This window comes from Vibrio campbellii CAIM 519 = NBRC 15631 = ATCC 25920, assembly GCF_002163755.1.
Lineage (GTDB): Bacteria > Pseudomonadota > Gammaproteobacteria > Enterobacterales > Vibrionaceae > Vibrio > Vibrio campbellii.
The window spans coordinates 868423-888852 of the sequence record NZ_CP015864.1 but is presented as its reverse complement, the minus strand read 5'-3'; the positions used below and the strand labels follow the sequence as shown (position 1 = coordinate 888852).

General features: G+C 43.2%; 20 protein-coding genes and 2 pseudogenes. 12 read left to right on the top strand and 10 right to left on the bottom strand.

Going from position 1 to position 20430, the window contains the following annotated elements; translation table 11 throughout:
• Positions 1-60: 60 nt before the first annotated feature.
• The 3 genes and pseudogenes from A8140_RS25735 to A8140_RS25730 form a co-directional block, all read left to right on the top strand.
• Positions 61-219 (top strand): annotated as a pseudogene (locus A8140_RS25735) (DUF3313 domain-containing protein); the annotation flags it as partial.
• The gene (locus tag A8140_RS19920) at positions 213-431 is read left to right on the top strand and encodes a DUF3820 family protein (RefSeq protein WP_005532422.1); all 219 of its coding nucleotides are present in this window, start codon (positions 213-215) and stop codon (positions 429-431) included. The pseudogene A8140_RS25735 and the gene A8140_RS19920, both read left to right, overlap by 7 nt.
• A gap of 63 nt (positions 432-494) precedes the next feature.
• Positions 495-832: pseudogene (locus A8140_RS25730) on the top strand (IS3 family transposase); the annotation flags it as partial.
• A gap of 154 nt (positions 833-986) precedes the next feature.
• On the opposite strand, the gene A8140_RS19915 reads toward A8140_RS25730, so the two are convergent.
• Genes A8140_RS19915 through cyoA form a run of 8 tightly spaced genes read right to left on the bottom strand, consistent with a single transcriptional unit; the run spans position 987 to position 7534 of the window.
• Positions 987-1484 carry a hypothetical protein gene (locus tag A8140_RS19915; protein WP_005532423.1) on the bottom strand — a complete coding sequence of 166 codons (498 nt, stop codon included), beginning with the start codon at positions 1482-1484 and terminating at the stop codon, positions 987-989.
• Between the two features lie 14 nt (positions 1485-1498).
• Complete coding sequence (locus tag A8140_RS19910; RefSeq protein WP_005532424.1) at positions 1499-2002, bottom strand: copper chaperone PCu(A)C; 504 nt, start codon at positions 2000-2002, stop codon at positions 1499-1501.
• A 16-nt stretch (positions 2003-2018) separates the two neighbouring features.
• Positions 2019-2639 (bottom strand): SCO family protein, encoded by a 621-nt coding sequence (locus A8140_RS19905; protein WP_005532425.1) that lies wholly within the window; start codon positions 2637-2639, stop codon positions 2019-2021.
• The gene (cyoE, locus tag A8140_RS19900; protein ID WP_005532426.1) at positions 2639-3556 is read right to left on the bottom strand and encodes a heme o synthase; all 918 of its coding nucleotides are present in this window, start codon (positions 3554-3556) and stop codon (positions 2639-2641) included. The genes A8140_RS19905 and cyoE overlap by 1 nt, the downstream gene beginning before the upstream one ends.
• Positions 3557-3568: 12 nt before the next feature.
• Positions 3569-3907 (bottom strand): cytochrome o ubiquinol oxidase subunit IV, encoded by a 339-nt coding sequence (gene cyoD / locus A8140_RS19895; RefSeq protein ID WP_005532427.1) that lies wholly within the window; start codon positions 3905-3907, stop codon positions 3569-3571.
• On the bottom strand, positions 3907-4551 hold the full coding sequence (gene cyoC, locus A8140_RS19890; RefSeq protein WP_005532428.1) for a cytochrome o ubiquinol oxidase subunit III: 645 nt from the start codon (positions 4549-4551) through the stop codon (positions 3907-3909). The genes cyoD and cyoC overlap by 1 nt, the downstream gene beginning before the upstream one ends.
• 15 nt (positions 4552-4566) lie before the next feature.
• Positions 4567-6618 carry a cytochrome o ubiquinol oxidase subunit I gene (cyoB, locus tag A8140_RS19885; protein WP_227740724.1) on the bottom strand — a complete coding sequence of 684 codons (2052 nt, stop codon included), beginning with the start codon at positions 6616-6618 and terminating at the stop codon, positions 4567-4569.
• Between the two features lie 28 nt (positions 6619-6646).
• Positions 6647-7534, bottom strand: coding sequence for a ubiquinol oxidase subunit II (gene cyoA, locus A8140_RS19880; protein ID WP_005532431.1), 888 nt, complete (start codon positions 7532-7534; stop codon positions 6647-6649).
• A 1071-nt stretch (positions 7535-8605) separates the two neighbouring features.
• Here cyoA and A8140_RS19875 point away from each other — a divergent pair.
• The 4 genes from A8140_RS19875 to A8140_RS19855 all read left to right on the top strand — a co-directional run bounded on the left by A8140_RS19875 (position 8606) and on the right by A8140_RS19855 (position 10679).
• Positions 8606-8848 carry a hypothetical protein gene (locus A8140_RS19875; RefSeq protein WP_005532432.1) on the top strand — a complete coding sequence of 81 codons (243 nt, stop codon included), beginning with the start codon at positions 8606-8608 and terminating at the stop codon, positions 8846-8848.
• 256 nt (positions 8849-9104) lie between these two features.
• A complete protein-coding gene (locus tag A8140_RS19870; RefSeq protein WP_005532433.1) occupies positions 9105-9530 on the top strand; it encodes a GNAT family N-acetyltransferase in 426 nt (141 codons plus the stop codon).
• 410 nt (positions 9531-9940) lie between these two features.
• Positions 9941-10186, top strand: coding sequence for a hypothetical protein (locus A8140_RS19865; protein WP_005532434.1), 246 nt, complete (start codon positions 9941-9943; stop codon positions 10184-10186).
• A gap of 208 nt (positions 10187-10394) precedes the next feature.
• Positions 10395-10679, top strand: a complete 285-nt coding sequence (locus tag A8140_RS19855; protein ID WP_005532435.1) for a hypothetical protein — start codon at positions 10395-10397, stop codon at positions 10677-10679.
• Between the two features lie 627 nt (positions 10680-11306).
• Here the strand turns inward: A8140_RS19855 and A8140_RS19850 are convergent.
• Entirely contained in the window at positions 11307-11555 is a 249-nt protein-coding gene (locus A8140_RS19850; protein WP_005433595.1) for a hypothetical protein, read from the bottom strand.
• A gap of 262 nt (positions 11556-11817) precedes the next feature.
• Between A8140_RS19850 and pcp the strand changes: the two genes are divergently transcribed.
• The 5 genes from pcp (at position 11818) to A8140_RS19825 (ending at position 17182) form a co-directional block, all read left to right on the top strand.
• Complete coding sequence (pcp, locus tag A8140_RS19845) at positions 11818-12456, top strand: pyroglutamyl-peptidase I (protein ID WP_005532436.1); 639 nt, start codon at positions 11818-11820, stop codon at positions 12454-12456.
• Positions 12457-12631: 175 nt separating this feature from the next.
• Complete coding sequence (locus A8140_RS19840; protein WP_005532438.1) at positions 12632-12895, top strand: hypothetical protein; 264 nt, start codon at positions 12632-12634, stop codon at positions 12893-12895.
• Between the two features lie 63 nt (positions 12896-12958).
• The gene (locus tag A8140_RS19835) at positions 12959-13945 is read left to right on the top strand and encodes a CobW family GTP-binding protein (RefSeq protein ID WP_005433589.1); all 987 of its coding nucleotides are present in this window, start codon (positions 12959-12961) and stop codon (positions 13943-13945) included.
• Positions 13946-14104: 159 nt separating this feature from the next.
• Complete coding sequence (locus A8140_RS19830; protein ID WP_033000205.1) at positions 14105-15721, top strand: sensor domain-containing diguanylate cyclase; 1617 nt, start codon at positions 14105-14107, stop codon at positions 15719-15721.
• Between the two features lie 168 nt (positions 15722-15889).
• On the top strand, positions 15890-17182 hold the full coding sequence (locus A8140_RS19825) for a DEAD/DEAH box helicase (protein WP_005532440.1): 1293 nt from the start codon (positions 15890-15892) through the stop codon (positions 17180-17182).
• Between the two features lie 58 nt (positions 17183-17240).
• On the opposite strand, the gene A8140_RS19820 is transcribed toward A8140_RS19825, so the two are convergent.
• Complete coding sequence (locus A8140_RS19820) at positions 17241-20207, bottom strand: DUF6701 domain-containing protein (protein ID WP_005532441.1); 2967 nt, start codon at positions 20205-20207, stop codon at positions 17241-17243.
• Positions 20208-20430 lie beyond the last annotated feature (223 nt).

The window sequence follows — 20430 nt, the reverse complement described above, 5'->3', positions numbered from 1 at the left end:
TAATACTTTCCAGTAAGCCGCATACTTTAACATGAAATTGTCCTTCGGGAAGCTGATATGCCGCTGTTTGCTTCGAGTGACCACTAAGCAGGGAATAAGGATTTCTCTTCCATGATTGGTTCTTTAGACAACGCAGAAGATGCAATTAACTGGTGGGTCAATCGCTTGGATGTTACTCTTAGCCAAGATTTATCCCAACAGATTTCTAGTATATGTTAAAAAAAGACAACCTCATTAAACTCGCTAGAATGCAAATGCCGTTTGGCAAATACGCTGGGCGTGTACTTATTGATCTTCCGGAGGAATATCTACTCTGGTTCGATAAAAAAGGTTTTCCGGAAGGGGAATTGGGGGCGTTAATGCAGCTCTGTTTAGCTCTCAAGATTGAGGGCTTAGAATCTGTTGTAAAACCACTTAAGTATGATAAATAGCCCCAATATCTATAATGATTCACGTGTTAGCACCACCAAGTAGATCAAAGGTATGGAATTTAGGTTGATAGTCGCCACAAGGCGATTCAACGTTAGATACAGCGTCAAAAGCTTGATAGCAAAGTAAAAGAAGTCTCTGACGTTCGCAAAGAACGAGACTGCTCAGGACGTATTCAGAGAGAGTCGTTAGAGAGCGGTGATAACAATAATGTTAGACCACTGACGCCAGTATGAACGTCAGAGTTTCGTAGCGAAAACAGTACTCAAGTTTAATTGAACTAAGGGCAGTGAGCATAAAATGTCTATTGCTCGAGCTTGCTCGCTCAAGCTGTTAACGCAACGGCTCCGCATCAAAAATGGGTAGGATACCTCCCTATGTTGCCATAAGCGAACGCTGGCTTTGATTAGCTGTCATTATTGACCTTTATAAAAGATACAAAAAGCCATATCTAATGGTAAGCTTTTATTTCAATGATGTTTTTAATCGTATTTGGAAAAAATGCCCCGAGCTTGAATAATCAAGAAACGGAGCATTGATATTGAATGTGAGTATGGTTAGTTGCTAATGACTTGTCGTGTTGTTACTAAGCAAAAATTTGATAGCTGCTCTGTAAGAAACGCTTGTTTTCCACTAATCTTTTTGCTTTTAAGCACGTAGGTATGCTCGTTCAATTTCCCTTCGAAGTCCCATTTGCTAAAAGCTTCATGTCGAGCGTCAGCACATGAGGTTTGCAAAATGTAGCTTTCGGTGACAGAGGTATCACATCCACCCTCGATATTTTTGACACCATGAAAGGTCACATGACTTTGACGGTCACGATAAGTAGTGACAGCCAGTGCATTGAAAAGATGAATATCATCAGACTTACTAGCATAGGGTAGCATTCTATGAGGGTTTTCTTTTAACGCGGTTGTTGCCAAATCCTGAAGCTCAGAAGAGCAGGGGATAGCTTGACTCTCAAAAAAGCTGTCCATTGATGTTTTTGCTTGTGCGATATTAAATAAGGTTGATAAAGCGAGCAGCGAACCCAGCACACTAGCACACAACTTCATATATATACTCCGAATCAATACTTAGTCATAGGCATAACCGTCACTTGCACGTCAAAACTTCTGCCAGTGTCGTCAACTAAAGTCGTTTTGATGTCTTGTCCAGGCTTTAAAGTTTCTGTTACACCCATGAACATTAGGTGATAATCATTTGGTTTTAGCTCAACAGAACCTTTTGCAGGAATCTCTAGTGCATCAACTTTACGCATTGCCATCTTATTATCACGCATAAACATACGATGGATCTCAGTGTGTTTTGCTATAGATGATTTCGCCTCTACAAGGCGAATAGGCTTATCGGTATCGTTGGATATCGTCATATAACCTGCGCTGACCTTTACCCCTGGTATTGTTGCTTTAGCACGAGCATTTTCAATCGTAAGTACGTTATTAATAGTTTGTACTGCATGATATGTCTTAGTATCAGCCATTGCAGTGTCATGAGCACTGTGGTCGTGGTCATGAGCAGAAGCTTGGAATGTAGCCAGTGCCAATGTGGCTAATAGTACGGTCTTTTTCATAATTTTCCCTGTAGTTTTAGTTATTAGCAAGGGCTTTGCTACGAGCTCTATCAATACCTGCAGCTAGCTCAACAGGTGTTGTTGTGTGGCTCATTGCATCAACCAACTTCCCTTCTGGGTTAATAATGTAGAAAAGAGATGCGTGGTCTACGGTGTAGCTAAGTTCAGAAGACTCCATATCAACTAAATCAAAGTAAACACCATACTGTTGTGTCAAGGCATCTATTTCATTTTTAGTTCCTGTTAGCCCTTTAATGCGTTTATCAAAATACTTTGCAAATTTGTCGAGAGAATCAAGGTCATCACGACCAGGATCGACGCTGATAAAGATACCTTGTACGTTCGCATATTCTTCAGGTGGTAACAGAGAAAAAGCAGCCGACATCACGCCCATTGAAGAGGGACAGACTTCAGCACAGTTTAGGAATCCAAAATATAGAACGACAGTTTGCCCTTTAAATTGGTTTAGACTGACGGTGCCATCAAGGCTATTCAATTGAAACTCCCCGCCAAGATCTTTAAGCGCTTTTTGTTTTTCTCCGATCGGGACTGTGCTGTTGCTGATGTAAAGTGCGAATATACCAGCGATGGCAAGTGCCCCAAGAAGGAGCACAATTTTTACAGGGTTTTTCGTCATTAAATTTGCCCCAGAAGATTAAAAACTATGGTGTTATGAGCTTGAATATTTTCTGATAGTTCTCCCTCTGAAAAGTCGAGAGAAATAAGCAAACAAAACACCATGATGTTAGCGATTGAACACAGCAACATCTGCTTGCCCCATTGCGCATCTGGCACTTTCTGGTAGCCTACTTTGGCAATATATAACCAGTGAAGACTGACTAAACCAACACCTAACGCATACCAGCTTCCCGCATAACCGAGATAGTTAAGTGCTAAGGCTGCAACAGCAAACGCAATAATGTAAGCAATGATGTGTAAACGAGCACGTGCTATTCCTACCTCTACAGGTAGAACTGGAATGGATGCTGCTTTGTAATCATCAAATCGGTAAATGGCAATGGCATAGGAATGCGGAAGCTGCCAGATACAGAAGGTAATGAATAAGATTGCAGCGCCTGCATCAAAGTGGCCTGTTACTGCGCAATAACCGATAACCGGAGGACAGGCCCCTGAAAGTCCACCTATCAATGTGCCGTAAACGGATTTACGCTTGTAATAAAGGCTATATAAACCGACATAGACAACGAATCCGAGTACACCAAATTGCAATGCAACCGTAGTTGTGAATTGGCTTAATATATAAAAGCCGGACAAGCCTAATACTGTAGCCCAAATAAGCGCGTTAGACACAGGTATCACATTTTTAACGAGTTCTCTTTCACAGGTGCGTTTCATCAAGCGATCTATATCTTTATCGATCACATTGTTGAAAACACAGCCAGACGCAACGATTAGGCTAGTACCCATACAAACAGCAAGCAGTAATAGCCAATCGATATTGCCTTGAGAAGCGAGAAGTACACCCCCGATGGCGGCAACTAAGTTGCCGCCGATAATACCGGGTTTGGTAATTTTTAAATAAGGCCTATACATCCTGAAACCCTATTAATAACCCATCAGCATATTGTGATTTAAGTGTTCCATAATCCACAATGAACCGATGAGGATAATTGCAACAATCACCACAACAAAGACGGCGGAAGAGGTATTCCACATCTGCTTTGATGAAGTGTTCATATGTAAAAAGAACACAAGTTGAACAAAGATTTGTGCTACTGCGAAAACCATGATTACACCAATGATCAGCGGCTTTGAACCGATCCCGGCCATCACCATAGCAAAAGGTACGACAGTAAGAATTATGGATAGGATTAAACCATTCACATACTCTTTTACGCTACCGTGAGCCTGTCCGCCTTGACCGTGTTCAGATGAATTAGCCATTATAATACTCCCATCAAATAAACAACGCTGAATACACAGATCCAAATAACATCTAAGAAATGCCAAAATAAGCTCAGACAAGCTAGACGAGTTTTATTGTCTTCAGAAAAGCCATCGCGCTTAAAGTGCACGAATAGAACAATCATCCAAATTAGACCTGCAAATACATGAAGACCGTGCGTTGCCACAAGTGCATAGAAAGATGACCAGTATGCACTACTGTGGAAAGTGGCACCTTCATTACTGAAATGCCAGAACTCATAAAGCTCCATTACTAAGAAAGACAGGCCGAGCGCAAAGGTAACACCCAGCCATTTAAGCATGCCTTTCATGTCTTCTTTGTTCGCTTTTAGCATCGCCATGCCAAAAGTGAAACTACTAAGAAGAAGTAGGGCAGTTTCACCAGCAACAAAGGTTAAGTTGAACAGTTCCGTTGGCTCAATTTGCCCAGCAAAGCTGCTTGAGAAAACAGCAAACACTGCGAAAAGAGTGCCGAATAATAAACAGTCACTTAAGATGTAAATCCAAAAGCCAAAGATTGTATCGCCAGCATAATCATGGTGGTCATGGTCTTCGTGATCATGACCCCCATGTGACTGAACAAGGACGTTTGCTTCATATGTATGTTTAACTTCTGTAGTCATAATTACTGTCAGTCCCTATGCCGTAACAGGTTTTAGGTCAGAATAATCACCTTCATCCTGATCTTCATCTTTATTTTCTTCGCGATTCAATTCTTGTTCGCTATTAACACGTGCTAGATGTGCTCGTTCAATTGCTTCAACTTCAGCAACCTCGACGTAGTAGTCTTTGTTGCGCTCAAAGCTGTATGCAATCCATGACGCCAAAATACCAACACTGCTAGCGATTACCATCCACCAGATGTGCCATACAAAAGCAAACCCGAGTGTTAATGCAAATGCGCTGATGACGACACCTGCCCAAGTATTCTTCGGCATATGAATGCGTTTGTAACGTTCAGGCGCTATGTACGCTAAACCGTTCTCTTTTGCATAGTGGTGCTCATCACGATCGCGAATCTTAGGAAGCGTCGCGAAATTGTAGAACGCTGGTGGGGAAGAAGTTGCCCACTCAAGCGTACGCCCATCCCAAGGGTCACCAGTAAGATCAAGGTTCTTCTTACGGTCACGAATACTTACATAAACCTGGTAGAATTGAGTCGCAATACCAGATGCGATGATGAATACACCAAATGCAGAGATCCAAAGTAGTGGTGCCCACTCAGGGTTATCAGCAACGTTTAAGCGGCGTGTCATACCACTGAAGCCTAGAACGTAGATTGGCATGAAGGTTACGAAGAAACCAACAGTCCAAAGAACACAAGAAAGTTTGCCAAGTTTCTCGTCTAGCTTGAACCCCGTTGCTTTCGGGAACCAGTAAGTGAAACCTGCAAAGTAACCAAATAGCGCACCACCGATAATCACGTTATGGAAGTGAGCGATAACGAATAAGCTGTTGTGAAGTACAAAGTTTGCTGCTGGAACGGCAAGCATAACACCCGTCATACCACCAATTGTGAAGGTAATTAGGAATGCAATTGTCCACCACATGCTTGCTGTAAACTCAACGCGACCCTTGTACATGGTAAATAGCCAGTTGAATATCTTAACTCCGGTCGGAATTGAAATAATCATTGTAGCAATACCGAAGAAAGCGTTGACACTAGCCCCTGCACCCATGGTGAAGAAGTGATGCAGCCATACAACGAATGATAGGATCATGATAACGGCAGTTGCCCATACGAGTGAGGTATAGCCGAATAGACGCTTACGTGAAAATGTCGCTGTGATTTCTGAGAAGATACCAAAAGCAGGTAAAATCAGAATGTACACTTCAGGATGACCCCATGCCCAGATAAGGTTAACGTACATCATTACGTTACCGCCCATATCTGTTGTGAAGAAATGAGTGCCAATGTAACGGTCAAGTGTCAGAAGTGTTAACGTTACGGTGAGAATAGGGAAAGCTAAAACAATCAGTGCGTTCGCACATAGCGATGTCCATGTAAACACAGGCATTTGCATCAGTTTCATACCTGGTGCACGCATACGAATAATGGTCACAACGAAGTTAACACCAGTCAGTAGGGTACCGATACCAGAGATCTGTAGCGCCCAAAGCCAGTAGTCAACACCTACCCAAGGACTGTACTCCATACCCGATAATGGCGGGTAGGCAAGCCAACCTGTCGCAGCAAATTCACCGATAAACAGTGACATGTTGATCAGAATTGCACCAACAACAAACAGCCAGAAGCTCAAAGAGTTTAAGAATGGGAAAGCTACGTCACGCGCACCAATTTGAAGTGGAACAATGATGTTCATGAGGCCAACCACGAATGGCATGGCAACAAAGAAAATCATGATTACACCATGGGCACTAAAGATTTGGTCGTAGTGCTCAGGAGGTAGGTAACCAGTGCCATTGATGGTTGCTGCTGCTTGTTGAGTACGCATCATAAAGGCGTCAGCAAAACCACGGAAAAGCATCACTGCCGCAACAATGATGTACATGATACCGATTTTCTTATGGTCGACGGAAGTAAACCATTGCTCCCATAAATACTTCCACTTACCGTAGTAAGTGATTGCAGCTACAAGTGCCAGTCCACCAAGAATAGCGCCTAGCATAACGGGTAATATGACTGGGTCTGTAAATGGAATTACATCCCAATTTAGTTTGCCGAAGATAGGATCCGGATCGGCGTATACATCGCCTTTATAAGCCATTTTGGACTCCCGCGTGTTTTTCAATAATATCTTTGAATCGAAGAGGATCGACAGAAGCAAAATAAGTCACAGGGTGAGCTGTTTTAATTTGCTCTTTAGAGTTTGCTGTCAGCACGTCGTAGCTGCTGTCGTTTAATACTTTGTCCGATGCTTTTACTTTTTGAACCCATTGGTCAAAGTCGGCATTGTCTACTGCGTGTGCTTGAAACTTCATGTTGGTAAAACCAAAGCCACTATAGTTCGCAGAAATGCCACGGTAGACGCCTTTCTCTTCTGCCATAAGGTGAAGTCTATTTTCCATTCCAGCCATCGCATATACCTGGCTACCAAGTTGTGGAATGAAGAACGAATTCATCGTAGTGTCTGATGTAACTAAGAATCTAACTGGGCGGTTAACAGGTAATGCAATCTCATTAACTGTTGCGATTTGCTGCTCAGGGTAGATAAACAGCCACTTCCAATTCATTGCAACAACTTGGATAGTTAGCGGTTTTTCTTCTGATGCAATCTCTTTACGCGGGTCGAGAGAATATGAGGTTTGATAAGTGATCCAACCCAGCGCAAGAATGATTAAGCAAGGAACTGCCCACACAACCACTTCGATTTTTGTGGAGTGCTCCCAGTTTGGTTTGTATTCAGCATCTTTGTTGCTGTGGCGGTATTTGTAAGGGAAATACACGGACATCAGCAAAACAGGGACTATAATTATTGCCATCAAAAGTACTGATGTAATGATCAGCGAAGACTGGGCTTGACCAATCGAACCTTTTGAATCGAATAGAACCATGTTACTGCTGGTAAACAGAAACGTTAAGAGTGCTATTGATAGTATTGCAAGGATTGTTATCTCAACTTTCCTGCTACGTGTTGTCTTCATTTTTCCTCCCTAATCTTGTACTGCTACTAATTAATCCAGTAACAAAATCAGAAGACTGCTTTAAAAAAGTGTCAAATATTTATAGTTTGTAACTATTTAACGTTATAGAAATTGATTAGATTCCAAGGTGCATTTACGGGATGTTTAACGTTGCAACTCCTAGCGGCGTTGACCAGAGTCATTTTCACCCTGATGTCTAACGTAATGCGCTGTAACTTATAAATTCACGACTGCGCTACTGACGGCGACCAAATAATGCTCTCTTTACTGTCTACCTTATTTGTCCAGCTAAACGCTTGGGACGTGGCGCGCTGATTGGGTGGAGTGAACATCATTGTTTTAAGGTGGTTTGGAGCAAGGCCTCCAGTCTTGGTCTCAATGCCAAGTGAACTTAGTCGTTGATTTGGCATAACACTCCCATCTTTGTTGTATATACCCAGATTAGGACTTTTCCGATGGTACTTCGTCACCCACACTGAGTGGTATTTTGTGTCATACATGCTAAAGGCGACGTGTCATATTGTTTTCACCCACCGTAATGTCTCAAGAAGCGTTCACTCTCGGGTAACCCCAGGTTCTTCGTATCCACAGGATAGAACTATTGATTGTTATGATATTGACCTTACCTAACTTTCCTCCTTTTAATTCCAAACTCGTAGGGGCAATTTGCAGTTAAAATCGTGCAGTGTAAAGCGTCATATGTATTTTGTTACAAAATAAATATGCTCGTTACATATATTACTGTTTTGAGCCTCAAGTTAATTAATTTTGCCCTTTTATTACGCGTTCTTACTAGCTTGCATCCTCATTGGCAACTTTGCAGTGAGCACTAAAAGTGGCTACGGTGTTAGAGTTCTTCCAATACGGCCTTTCAGACTCGTTAGGTGTTAGGCCAACATTATATCGATTGGGTCTGAGTTGCCTGTAGTAGCCTTTGATGTATCGAGTTATCTGCTCTCTTGATGCGTCAAAATACTGATAGCCCGAAATTGGTATCGGCAGTGTTGTTAAGCTCTAAAAACGCATGTAACCTGCTATGGCAACTTCCTACTTTTAAATAGAAGAATGGTCATGAATTTTGATATCAATGCACTGAAACACCACCAACTCGTAGAAGATGGTCTGCTAGAAGGGTGTTATCTCCATCAGCCTGCGCGAGGTAGCCAGCAAAATGACAAAGCTGTTTTGGCAGAACGTCAAGCGTTGGAAAAAATGGGGTACAAGGTAATTCAGGTTCAAGCCAAAGGCGGCACAACAACGTTTGCTGAGGCGATGCAAACGTTTATGAAAAAGACCGGACACCAGCTTCAATAACAAACGGTTAGGGCCGACCAAAGCCCCTTCAATCTTTTGAGCAATACCAGCTACCTTTATACAAAATAGTCAGGCTGTCGGGCTGACTATTTTGCCCCTTGCCTTACCAGTGATTCTTAGCTTTTCAAACTGTAGCAATGTGCTTTGCCTCACTTTTCCTCATACCTACTCCTACCGCGAATTAGGAGGGGGCCATTAATATTTCCTGATTATCTGTGCATAATGGGCGATATCACTCCCAAATTATGGATGGACAATGAAAATAGAACTCACTACTTCTCCAGATAAAAGCGACCTTGAAACGATAAGTAAAGGAATCCAATCCTTTAATCAGAAACACATACCTGATGGTGTGGTATTTGAGCCAGATACAAGATTTGCGGCCTTTGCAAAAGACGATGATGGAAATGTTTTAGGTGGGGTTAGGGCTTGTGCTTTCTGGAACTATTGCATCTTAGAGTTGTTATGGTTGTCTGAGGACACACGAGGTCAGGGAATTGGAAACAAATTAATGGATGCTGCTGAAACCTTCGCAAAAGAAAAGGGCTTCAGTTATATGCGAACTGAAACACTCAGCTTTCAAGCAAAGCCTTTTTATGAGAAGCGTGGCTATAAAGTTTTTGGTGAGCTACCCGACTACCCTAAAGGCCATGTAACATACTGTCTTGTAAAAGAGTTATAACATGCGCCTTCAAGTGAAAAGTTAGTCTTAACAGGCTCGATTATTAGCCTTGCTTATCTTCAAGCCTGTGAGAGCTATACTGGCTCATCTTTGCCCCATTTTAAGCTAGATCTCTTACTTATTAATATCTTGTTAACCAGATTCTGACGTAGTCAAACTTATCCGATTGAATTGACAAATTAGCATCCCGCTCTTGGTCGATATTTGCGTGCTAGTATTCTTTAAGTTTCTTCACCTATTGATTACCAATTGAGGCAATATGCTAAAAAGTGCATTATGTAAGAGCCAAAGGTGACAATTTTTCGGCTTATAAGCGTTATGTGCTTTCAAGGTAAGTGCGAGTCATCTGAACAAATTCTATCCAACAAATTTTGTGACTACCGTTTAGTTTTAGCGGACAAGAAAGCGTAATGACTATAGATGATACATTTTGGCTAGCAGCTAAGAGAAAGGGTTTTGTTCGGTTTGTAATTGAAACAGGCTTACCATTTGGTTTAATCATGTTTATTGCAACTGGGGTTATTTACGATCAATTTAGTGGTGGTTTTCTAAATTTGAATATATTCAAGCATGTGGTTGTTTGGCTAGTCGGTGGCGTCTTCTTTGGTATTTACCAGTGGTATAACTTAAAAAGACGGGCGTCCGTAAAGGTCTGACATAGGAAAAGATGCACTTGGATGGTACGCACATAACAAAATCTTTAAGAGGAATTCGCAGCGCGTGGCATGTTCACTGTGCGTTGGTTTTCTTGATTAAGGTGGTATGCAGTAGCTTCGGTATGGCGTCGCTCACCCCTTAACATGGAGTTATGCGTCAACGCGGGAAGTCACCATTTAGAATTATTAATATCTAAGGAGGGATATTGTGGAGTGGTCAGTTTTAATCGTATTTTTTGTGTTGTTGATATTAATCGGTCACAGAGAGTTATCTGCGATGAAATACAAGCATAAATTATTGGAACGTAAAATAGACTTCTTACTTGAACGTTCTGGTTTGTCCGTAGATAAGCACTTCGGTGTGCCAGTACAGGTGTTAGATGCTGTCAAATCAGGTAACAAGCTAAAAGCGATGCGGCTTTATCGAGAGGAAACAGGGGCTTCTTTAGTTGATGCCCGAAAAGTCATCGAAGAACTCAGGGCAGACACATAACAAATTTCTCAAGAGGGATTCGCAACGCGTGGTATTTTCACCATACGTAGGTTTTTTTGTGGGGTGATGTTCGATATCTTCGGCGTTGCGTTGCTCAAACTTTAATAGGGCGTAAGCTCTCAACGCACGTTAAATGAAAATCTTGGACCACTATTACCATTTTTTGAAAAACTACTTTTCGAGCAAGGTCTTTATTTAGGTTCACTAGGTTATAGACCTCAGGCACTCAGTGGCTAAAAGAATTAATAAACGACTATGGCTTAAAGTTACTTTCTCTAACGTGTTTCTGCCCAGCAGCAATTTACACGGTAAGAAATAAAAAAGCCCCGTGTAACCCAAGGCTGTCAAGCGGGTTAAACGGGGCAAACAGAGCGAGTAGGAAAACTGCTCTGCGATGGTGTCCGGAAACGACAATTAGAAATCGCCTCCGAGATAAATTCTAGGAATTTCCCAGCTTGCTTTGTCAGCGAAATGTCACGACTGCTTATCATGCAGGCAAGCTTATTTTTTGTTTTTGAACAATAGCTTACAAAGCCAGCGGCATTGTAGGAATGAGCTGAAATGCTTGACGGAGAGTACAAAAAAGCTCGCGATATAAGCGAGCTTTTTTGTCAATTAAACGCAGGATTAGTGCTTACGCTGTGGGCCGTGACGAACGATGTCTTTACCGTGTTCGTAAACGTGTTGAGAAACCCAACGACCAAGAACTAGCTGATGCTTGTCATCTAGTACAGCAACAAATGGACGACCATCTGTGTTGGTTGTCGCTAATGCTACGCCAGCGACGCCCTCAAGACCTAGCGCGCCACTTTCAATTAGGTGTAGGAAAGCTTCTAGCTCTTCCAATGTTTCGATAACGTGATTATCAATGTTCATTGTCTTCAATCTCTTTGAATTGCAGATGTTCAATGGTCGCGTACTCTACCTAACTTACCATTAGAAACCAAGTGAGGATTTGCTCGGCACAACATGGCCTCGCAAGTTCAAGATAGGGCCGGACTCTAATTTTACGCCAAATGTGAGTCACAAGTTTGGGAAGACCACCGCCGCGATGCGATAATACTTGGCCTTATGATGCTAAGTTATTGTAAATTCGAGCCTCAACCATTGAGTTTTACTATCAAGAGAAAATAGCCCGATGAAGAAAGTGTTAATGACAGGTTTTGAACCATTTGGTGGTGAATCCATCAACCCTGCTTTAGAAGCAGTAAAAGGACTTGATGGCAAAAAACTCGATGGTGGTGAGGTGATGATTTGCCAAGTACCCGTAACACGTTATGAATCTATCGATACCGTGGTTAATGCGATTGAGCAATACCAGCCAGACATTGTGATTACAGTAGGGCAGGCCGCTGGGCGTGCAGCAATTACGCCGGAACGTGTGGCGATCAATGTGGATGATTTCCGCATTCCTGATAATGGTGGCCATCAACCCATTGACGAGCCGGTAATTCTAGATGGCCCAGACGCCTACTTTACCACGCTGCCCATTAAGGCGATTACGAGCGCTTTGCACAAAGCAAGTATTCCATGCCAAGTCTCGAACACGGCAGGGACATTTGTGTGTAATCACCTATTTTATGGCATTCAGCATTATTTGCGCGATAAATCGGTTCGACATGGTTTTGTGCATATTCCTCTTTTACCCGAGCAATACGTTTCCGGTAGTCAGCCAACCATGTCATTGGATGTGATTGTGGAAGGGTTAGCGTTGTTAGCTCAAGCCGTGATCGATAACGAATCTGACATAGTGGTCACTGCCGGACAGATTTGTTAACCAGCACAACAAGCTCAAGTCTTTACGCCAACACCGAGCGATGAACGAGCTCGGTGTTTTTGTATCTGTTAAGTCGCTCAAATTTTGTGGAGTATGAAAGGAGTAGCGTTGAGGCGTGAAGTGTAGAAGTAATACTGACTCACTTTGATCTCTCGTTCAAATAAGGCGAACTATCATGAAAAGCAATAGAAGTAAGATCATTGCGCTTTCCTCTGCGGTTGTTTTCGCTTTGGCTATTGCCGCTTTAAAATTTGAAAACACCCTCGGACTGCTTCCTATCCTTGTAGCGATTGTCGCGTTCTTTACTTGTGTGATTCACACCAGTATGCACCTTTCTGGTGTCACAAATGCCGATGCGTTAGGTTATTACCAACAAGCTCAACAGACAAAAGCGGAAGCGCTGCATAAAGGCTTAGACCCTCGCGATAAAAAGCGTTGAAGCATGTCACATTCTCCGTATACTTTGGACAAGCATTAAAGCACAAGTTTGTCGGAGAAGAGCATGTCACATCGAGTACCTACTAACATACTGACGGGATTTCTTGGCGTCGGTAAAACCACGACTATCCTGAACTTACTGAAAAACAAACCAGAAAATGAAAACTGGGCGGTGTTGGTGAACGAGTTTGGTGAGATAGGTATCGATGGTGCGATGATGACTGACCAAGGTGCGATGATCAAAGAGGTACCGGGTGGCTGCATGTGCTGCACGGCAGGCGTACCTATGTCTGTTGGTATTACGGCTTTGCTGCGCCAGAACCCAGATCGTCTTCTTATTGAACCAACGGGCTTGGGCCATCCAAAGCAAGTGGTTGCGACACTAACCTCTGAGCAGTACCAGCCGTACGTGGATCTTAAAGCAACAATTGCGTTGGTGGACCCGCGTAACCTAAGTAACGAGAAGTACCTTTCTAATAAAAACTTTGTCGACCAGCTTGATAGCGCAGACGTGGTCATTGGTAGCAAAGTTGACCTGTGCACAAGCCACGATATCGATGTGTTCAACGATTGGGTGACCGATCAAACGCCTTCGAAAGTGTTCAGCAAGCTGATTCACGATGGTGACTTACCAATTGAAGTATTGGACATTGAGCGTGTGCACGGCAGTGCCTCTTCTCATATTGAAGCGCATCATCATGATCACGCTCACCAAGAGCCTCAATTCCAACTGCCACCGGGTGAAGCGTTTATCCGTAAAGAGAATAAAGGACAGGGCTACTTCAGCTGCGGTTGGTTGTTTGGCGCGGAATACTCGTTCAACTTTGATCAACTGTTCTCTATGCTGTCTGAGCTAACGGCTGAACGTGTCAAAGCGGTGATGAACACTGACCAAGGTTGCTACGCGTTTAACGTTGCTAATGGTGTGGTTTCAGTCAATGAAATGAGCCTACAGGGCTTCGAATCACGCCTTGAGGTTATTGATTCTCAATTGATGCCTTGGGATCAGTTGGAAGCGATCCTACTTAAGCTTTGTGGTATCTCAGAATAGACGCCCACTAAGATTGAACAAGGCCTGAGCAAATGCTCAGGCCTTTTTGATTGCTGCGATAATTCATGACGTTGAAAGAATATTTGGCCATAAACTATATTTATGTGACATAGGTCACTATAATGTGCGACTTTTACTGTGCCGTATACGGGAGGACTCGTGAATACTGCCCTCACTCTTTCAAAACTGAGGTTTTTTTGTCTACGTTTTGTATTGATCTTCTTTATGTTGGTAGCCGTTTTTGGAGTAATCATACATTACGACGCGTCTTCATCGAGAGATGCTGAGAAGAGTAACATTCGTGTCGAACAAAAAGCATTGTTAGAAGGAAAGAAACAGTACATCGAGTGGGTAATGAGCTCGATCATGCGAGAAACTGCATTGTTGGCTGATATTGTATCAGCAAAGCGCGTTTATGAGATTACCGATCTTCCTCAGGATGAGCAGCGCAGTGAAAAGCTTTCTCGTTTACGGTCTATTTTAGAAGCAGTGAGCCAGCGAAAAGAAGTCTATGATCAATTGCGGTATATAGATATGAAGGGTAACGAAGTAGTTCGTATCAATTTTGAACAGCACCATTCTCATGTCGTTCCAGAAATAGAACTTCAAAACAAAAGCCATCGTTACTACTTTTCAGAAGCCCTAAAACTTGGTTGCAACAAAATTTATGTTTCACCAATGGATTTGAATGTAGAACACGGGGAGATTGAAGAGCCAGCTAAGCCGATGATCCGTTTAGCGACGCCTGTTTTAGGCCAAGATGGAAAGAAGCGGGGTATTGTGGTTGTGAACTACTTGGCTAACTATCTTATGGAGGGCATGGAGTTGTTCAACCTTGATCAGGGAGCAAACTATATGCTTCTCAATAAAAATGGCTTCTATCTGTTCAATAAAGAGCACCGGGAGACCGAGTTTGCTTTCATGTACAACGACCGGCAAGACGAAACTATTTATTCCGATTACCCGGGCCTAGCAGATCAAATTCGAAATACAACATCGGGTCAGATTGAAACTGATGAGGGCATTTTAACGATTGAGTCGGTCGGCACCGATGGCTATCACAACCCATATTGCTTTCAGGATTATTATGTTAGTGAAAGCAGCTCTACATCTTGGAAGTTAGTTTCTTATGTTGATTTCAATAAAAGAGAAAATATATCTGAATCTAAGTACGAACATGAATGGCTTATGCAAGTGGGTGTGGTGTTGAGCATCGTTTTGGCTTATCTCATTGCACGCTTTCAGCTTCGTGCGTTCTCGGACAACCAACGTATTTACTACTTAGCGCATCATGACAGTCTGACTGGTTTGGTTAACCGCGCTGCTTTTCAAAGCCAAGCATCTGAGACTTTGTCCCAATGTTTGAAAGCGGGTAGAGAGGTGTGCTTGATATATCTTGACCTTGATAGCTTCAAGTTTATCAATGATGAGTACGGCCATGCGGCGGGCGATAAGACCCTTCAACACGTCGCTTCCGTGATGCAGCGAGTGTTTGGCAGTAAAGCGCTTCTTGCTCGATTAGGGGGCGATGAGTTCGCTATTCTGTTGAGTAGTCAAGAGCATATGAAAGATCCAGAACATTTCGCGTCGTCTTTGATTCAATTGATTCAAGACCCGATCGAGGTTCGCCCTGATGTGTTCCATCAAGTCACGACCTCAATTGGTGGTTGCTATGCGAAAGAGACAAACTGCACCTTGGATGAGTTAATGCATCAAGCGGATATGGCGATGTATGAAGCGAAGAAGTCGGGAAAAAACCGATATTACTTCATCTAATGAGGGAAAAGCACGGATAAAATTAAAAGTGTGGAATCGAGTGGTGCGTAATTCCATGAGTTTTTACGCTAACGGATGAGAAAAGTGAGATAAATCACTGGAATTCGGGTATAGTGCACCGCTAAAATTTTTATAGCTATTTAGTGATTTGTTTAAGGAATACGCTCAATGTCATTTTCATCTCAAGGTTTTGCGCCAGAAGTGGTTAAAGCTCTGGCAGAATGCGGTTATGAGAAGTTAACGCCAATTCAACAGAAGGCGATTCCAATGGCCCGTAAAGGTCATGATATTTTTGCAACGGCACAAACGGGTACGGGTAAAACTGCCGCGTTCTCTCTGCCTATGATTCAACAGTTATTGGAATCCGGTCGCAGCGCATCTCGCAAAACGGCAAGTGCACTGATCATGGCGCCTACTCGTGAGCTAGCAGAGCAAATCGCAGACAATATCAAAGCATACACTAAGTACACAGACCTATCGGTTGCGGCGATCTTTGGTGGCCGCAAGATGTCTTCTCAAGTGACAGCGCTAGAAGGTGGTGTGGATATTCTTGTTGCGACGCCTGGCCGTCTAGAAGAGCACATCGAGCAAGGTAACGTATCAGTTGCGAACATCGAGTTCCTTGTGTTTGATGAAGCGGACCGTATTCTTGATATGGGCTTTATCCATGCTGTACGTAAAATCATGATGGATGTGGATACAGACCCACAAATCATGATGTTCTCAGCAACCACATCGAGCCAGTTGAACCTATTGGCAAAAGATATCCTTCGTAAGCCAAAGCGCATCGAAGTAGAACGTGCAAACACAACCGCACAAACTATTGCGCACGTACTTTACCCAGTGGATCAAGAGCGTAAGACAGAGCTTCTTTCTGAGCTAATCGGCCGCAAGAACTGGAAGCAAGTCTTGGTGTTCGTAAACTACAAAGAAACTGCGAACGATGTTGTGAAAGAGCTTAAGCTAGATGGTATTAAAGCCGTTGTGTGTCATGGTGACCGTGCACAAAGCGCTCGTCGTCGTGCGTTAGAAGAATTCAAAACAGGCAAAGCTCGTGTAATGGTTGCAACAGATGTCGCCGCTCGTGGTCTGGATATTGAAGATCTACCACACGTAGTGAACTACGATATGCCATTCCTTGCAGAAGACTACGTTCACCGTATCGGTCGTACAGGTCGTGCTGGTAAACAAGGTCACGCCGTATCGTTTGTTAACCGCGAAGAAGAGCTAACAGTGGTGCAGGTTGAAAACCTAATCCAGCAACGCATTCGTCGTATTGAGCTAGCAGGTTACGAGCCAAAACAGCGTGAATCTTACATTGAGAAACTAAACTCAAAGCCTGCATTCAAGAACCGCCAAGGCCGTCGTAACAACCCGAACCAATCGGCAACAGACCAAGGCTCTGCAGAGCGTCGCTTAGCGATGGTAAAACGCTTGAAAGCGCGTCGCTCTTCTAAATAATTGAACAAAATAAAAAACGCCCCTCACGTGAGGGGCGTTTTTTTATGCGGCTAAGGTTTTAATTCATCCCAATAAAATTTGGTTCTCCGCGGTAAATAATGCGGTCATTACCGCGATGGATACCAAAGGTTACTACTGTTGGTGGGTTGTCTTCGTCTGCGTCACTCTTATCCCAGTTGTACTTAAGCCAAGGTAAGTTATTACCCGCACTGCTTAAGTCCAAATGGAAGCGAACTTGCTCTCGTGCTGAATCGACTTGGCTGGCAACAATGCCATAGGTTCTGCCAGCGATTATCGAACCTTCGCCGGATAACAAAGTGTTGTTAGGGGCCGAGTTAGACCAAATTGGCGTACGAGTATGATGCTCACCATTTGTTTTGGTCGCGCTATCCTCAAAGTGGGTCACAAAGCGGCCGTTTTGCCAGACTTCGACATCCAGAGGAACTTTAATTGTCATGCCTTGGTTGCCACCAACGTCTTTGAAGTTGAGTCTACCAAAGCGGATATCCGGTTGCTGTTCTAAGATATGTCGGTCATCAAAGAAGTGTATTTCGTCGACGACATTTGTGTGAGTTAGGCCGATTTCACTCTGTGTTGAATTGGAGTCTTTGTTGAATGGGCCATCTGGATACTGACCATCCGTCTCATCCTTCTCCCAACACGGGCTATTGTCGCAAGTCGCATTACCACTGGCTTTTTTGATTGTGAACGTGCCGACACTTGCGTCGCCCACCAAGTTCCACTCAACCGAGTGCGCTGCTGGTGGAATGAAGCGATCGACGTAGTCACTCAATTCACCCAAATGGAAATGCTCTCGGAGGCTGGCATTGAAATAGACGTAATTCTCGATGTCTTGTTTTTCCGCATTGAGGGCAACCACGTCATAACGGACCTCCTCAAATGGTTGATTCATGTAAATGAAGTTTTGTTTTGTCGGGTACTTCCATTCCGCTTCCCTCACCTTAAAGTATTTGGCGTAGAAACGACCCACATTTCGAAAGCCAGTGTTAACCGTCATATCAAGATACTGGCCACTTAAACTGGCTTTGATCTTTAGGCTGCCAACTTCTTCCCAGTACAAGCCGGAGAAGGTGTATTGAGAGTTCTCACTCTCGGTATGGCTACGAGTGAGTGATAAGGTACTTTCCAGTAACTTATCAGATTGGTTTGCGGTTTCGGTCGGTGTCTTTTGTTTACTGCTGATGACGATGCTCGCCGCGGGCGCGTCTTCTAACATAAAGTTGTGAGTAACGTCTGCGTTGCAATAACTCTTTGTATTAACTTCGCCGGTAACAGAGCCACCGCTTTGCCAGATGATGGGTTTAACGGTCAGTGAGAAGTGCTCTCCAGCGGCAATAAACCCAGGGCCACTTTTCGAAGTACCTGAAGCCAGTGCGGTTGAACCGTCACAAATGGCTAGGGTCCATGGTCGAGACTTCACATCAAATGTGCCTTCAACGTATACGGAGCCTTCATCTGGACATTCTGCGAAGCCTGAGCACTCGAACCTATCGGACATTTTTACAGAGAACAATCCAGATTCATTCGTGATTAAGCCGTGACTCGAGAGACCGTCTTTAAAATCTGCAGAATAACTGAAGTTGCCCTCGCTGCCGCCTGCGGGTTTGATCAGAGGATGAGTGATTTGAGGTTTGCCATCATAATTGGTTGCAATGACTTGTTCACCGGTAGCTGCACACGCCAACAAGCGAGTGTCCACGGTTTGTGATTTACCAGATATGACGTGGATTTCTTTAAGGCTACTTAGATCCTCTGCGTAGGCTTCGAACATATATGGCGTAAACATAAACTGCACAGTCTGCATTTTGTTTGTGTTATCCACCATGGTAAAGGTGAGGGTATAGTTTGCATCGAGAGCGATAGCATCAATGTTGTTAGGAACGACTTTTACTATCAGCGTACCGTCATCTTTTGAGATAAAGTTATTATCATCAATCTTCTGCTTTCTTTCAACCATCTCAAGGGTGAATAGGTCAGGATCAGAGAGAGAAGCCAACACTTGAGCACTTGTCATTTCACCATTATTGGTTGTGGTTACAGTAAACTGAGGCAATTCATCACCACACATTAGTACCATATCTTCTGTCGGTGTAACGACAAGGTCGAAGTCACCATTCGTTGGGGGAACTAGCTCGCAAAATGGGACTTCTTTTTCTGGGCAGTTATTGGCTGCATAAGTACAATCTGGATCACTCTTTCCGCAAAACTGAGTAATATCGTTATTAACTCGGTGGGATTCGATTGTTCCGCATACTTGACCAATACCGTCTACAAAGCTTGCAGTATGAAAAGCTTTAATTGCTTTATGTTTTGCATAAACGGATGTTTTGTTCAGTGTGATATTTGCGCCTTTGGATTCAATTGCACCAAAAACATCAGTATTTGAAAGTGTTAGATCTTGGAGTGAAAAAAGACCACCAACAATAATGTTCTTATTCGCCCCGATTTCTACCAAACCACCAGATGACCAAACATCTCCGCACACCTGAGCGTTCTCAAGTTTTAGGTTTTGACTTGCGGTGACCTGACCATTGACCACGTTGTACAGGCCTTTTAGTTCAACAGTCATACCTTTTGAGTCTACATCACCATCGATAAGTACGTTTTCAAGTGAAACCGCATAATCGGTTTTTATATCGCCATAGATAAAGGTGTAATCAGTTTCATGATTTGTATTGCTTATGATTACCCCCTGGGAAAGTGATTTGATGTCTATTCGGCTTTCTGGGGAGCCAATAGTATTCCTACCTTTAAGGTTTAAACCTGTAAAGGCACGAAGCTGAACATAAGTATCTTTAGAGTTAATGATTTGCATATCTTGCTCTAAAGATATTTCGCCGTGGCAGTAATATGCCTTGTCATATCCTACCGATTGCTGGATCTCTATCGCAGTGGGACAAAAGCTAACTATATCGCCTGTTTTTATATCGGCGAGGTCATAAACTTTTGCCTCTGCCATTACCGGGAAGAGTAATGCTGTACTTAAAATGCTGAAAAAGCGCATCATCAAGTGTCCTAAATTTAGTGGAACTTAATGGCACCAAGCGAAAGTGAGTAATGGACTCACAGAATATGATTTAGCGAATGTTTTTTATCACGCTTACTTATTGAACTGTGGTTGTTTTTTATTTCGTATGTTGTACCAACTTCATATGTAAGAATTAGACCTTGAATGTGATCTTAGTTCAATACCCTGGGCTGAAGTGCGTCACACTTTTGGTGGAATA

Coding starts and splice junctions, on each gene's coding strand:
- A8140_RS19920 (WP_005532422.1), top strand. CDS start 213: ATGTTAAAAAAAGACAACCTCATTAAACTCGCTAGAATGCAAATGCCG.
- A8140_RS19915 (WP_005532423.1), bottom strand. CDS start 1,484: ATGAAGTTGTGTGCTAGTGTGCTGGGTTCGCTGCTCGCTTTATCAACC.
- A8140_RS19910 (WP_005532424.1), bottom strand. CDS start 2,002: ATGAAAAAGACCGTACTATTAGCCACATTGGCACTGGCTACATTCCAA.
- A8140_RS19905 (WP_005532425.1), bottom strand. CDS start 2,639: ATGACGAAAAACCCTGTAAAAATTGTGCTCCTTCTTGGGGCACTTGCC.
- cyoE (WP_005532426.1), bottom strand. CDS start 3,556: ATGTATAGGCCTTATTTAAAAATTACCAAACCCGGTATTATCGGCGGC.
- cyoD (WP_005532427.1), bottom strand. CDS start 3,907: ATGGCTAATTCATCTGAACACGGTCAAGGCGGACAGGCTCACGGTAGC.
- cyoC (WP_005532428.1), bottom strand. CDS start 4,551: ATGACTACAGAAGTTAAACATACATATGAAGCAAACGTCCTTGTTCAG.
- cyoA (WP_005532431.1), bottom strand. CDS start 7,534: ATGAAGACAACACGTAGCAGGAAAGTTGAGATAACAATCCTTGCAATA.
- A8140_RS19875 (WP_005532432.1), top strand. CDS start 8,606: ATGAATTTTGATATCAATGCACTGAAACACCACCAACTCGTAGAAGAT.
- A8140_RS19870 (WP_005532433.1), top strand. CDS start 9,105: ATGAAAATAGAACTCACTACTTCTCCAGATAAAAGCGACCTTGAAACG.
- A8140_RS19865 (WP_005532434.1), top strand. CDS start 9,941: ATGACTATAGATGATACATTTTGGCTAGCAGCTAAGAGAAAGGGTTTT.
- A8140_RS19850 (WP_005433595.1), bottom strand. CDS start 11,555: ATGAACATTGATAATCACGTTATCGAAACATTGGAAGAGCTAGAAGCT.
- pcp (WP_005532436.1), top strand. CDS start 11,818: ATGAAGAAAGTGTTAATGACAGGTTTTGAACCATTTGGTGGTGAATCC.
- A8140_RS19840 (WP_005532438.1), top strand. CDS start 12,632: ATGAAAAGCAATAGAAGTAAGATCATTGCGCTTTCCTCTGCGGTTGTT.
- A8140_RS19835 (WP_005433589.1), top strand. CDS start 12,959: ATGTCACATCGAGTACCTACTAACATACTGACGGGATTTCTTGGCGTC.
- A8140_RS19825 (WP_005532440.1), top strand. CDS start 15,890: ATGTCATTTTCATCTCAAGGTTTTGCGCCAGAAGTGGTTAAAGCTCTG.
- A8140_RS19820 (WP_005532441.1), bottom strand. CDS start 20,207: ATGCGCTTTTTCAGCATTTTAAGTACAGCATTACTCTTCCCGGTAATG.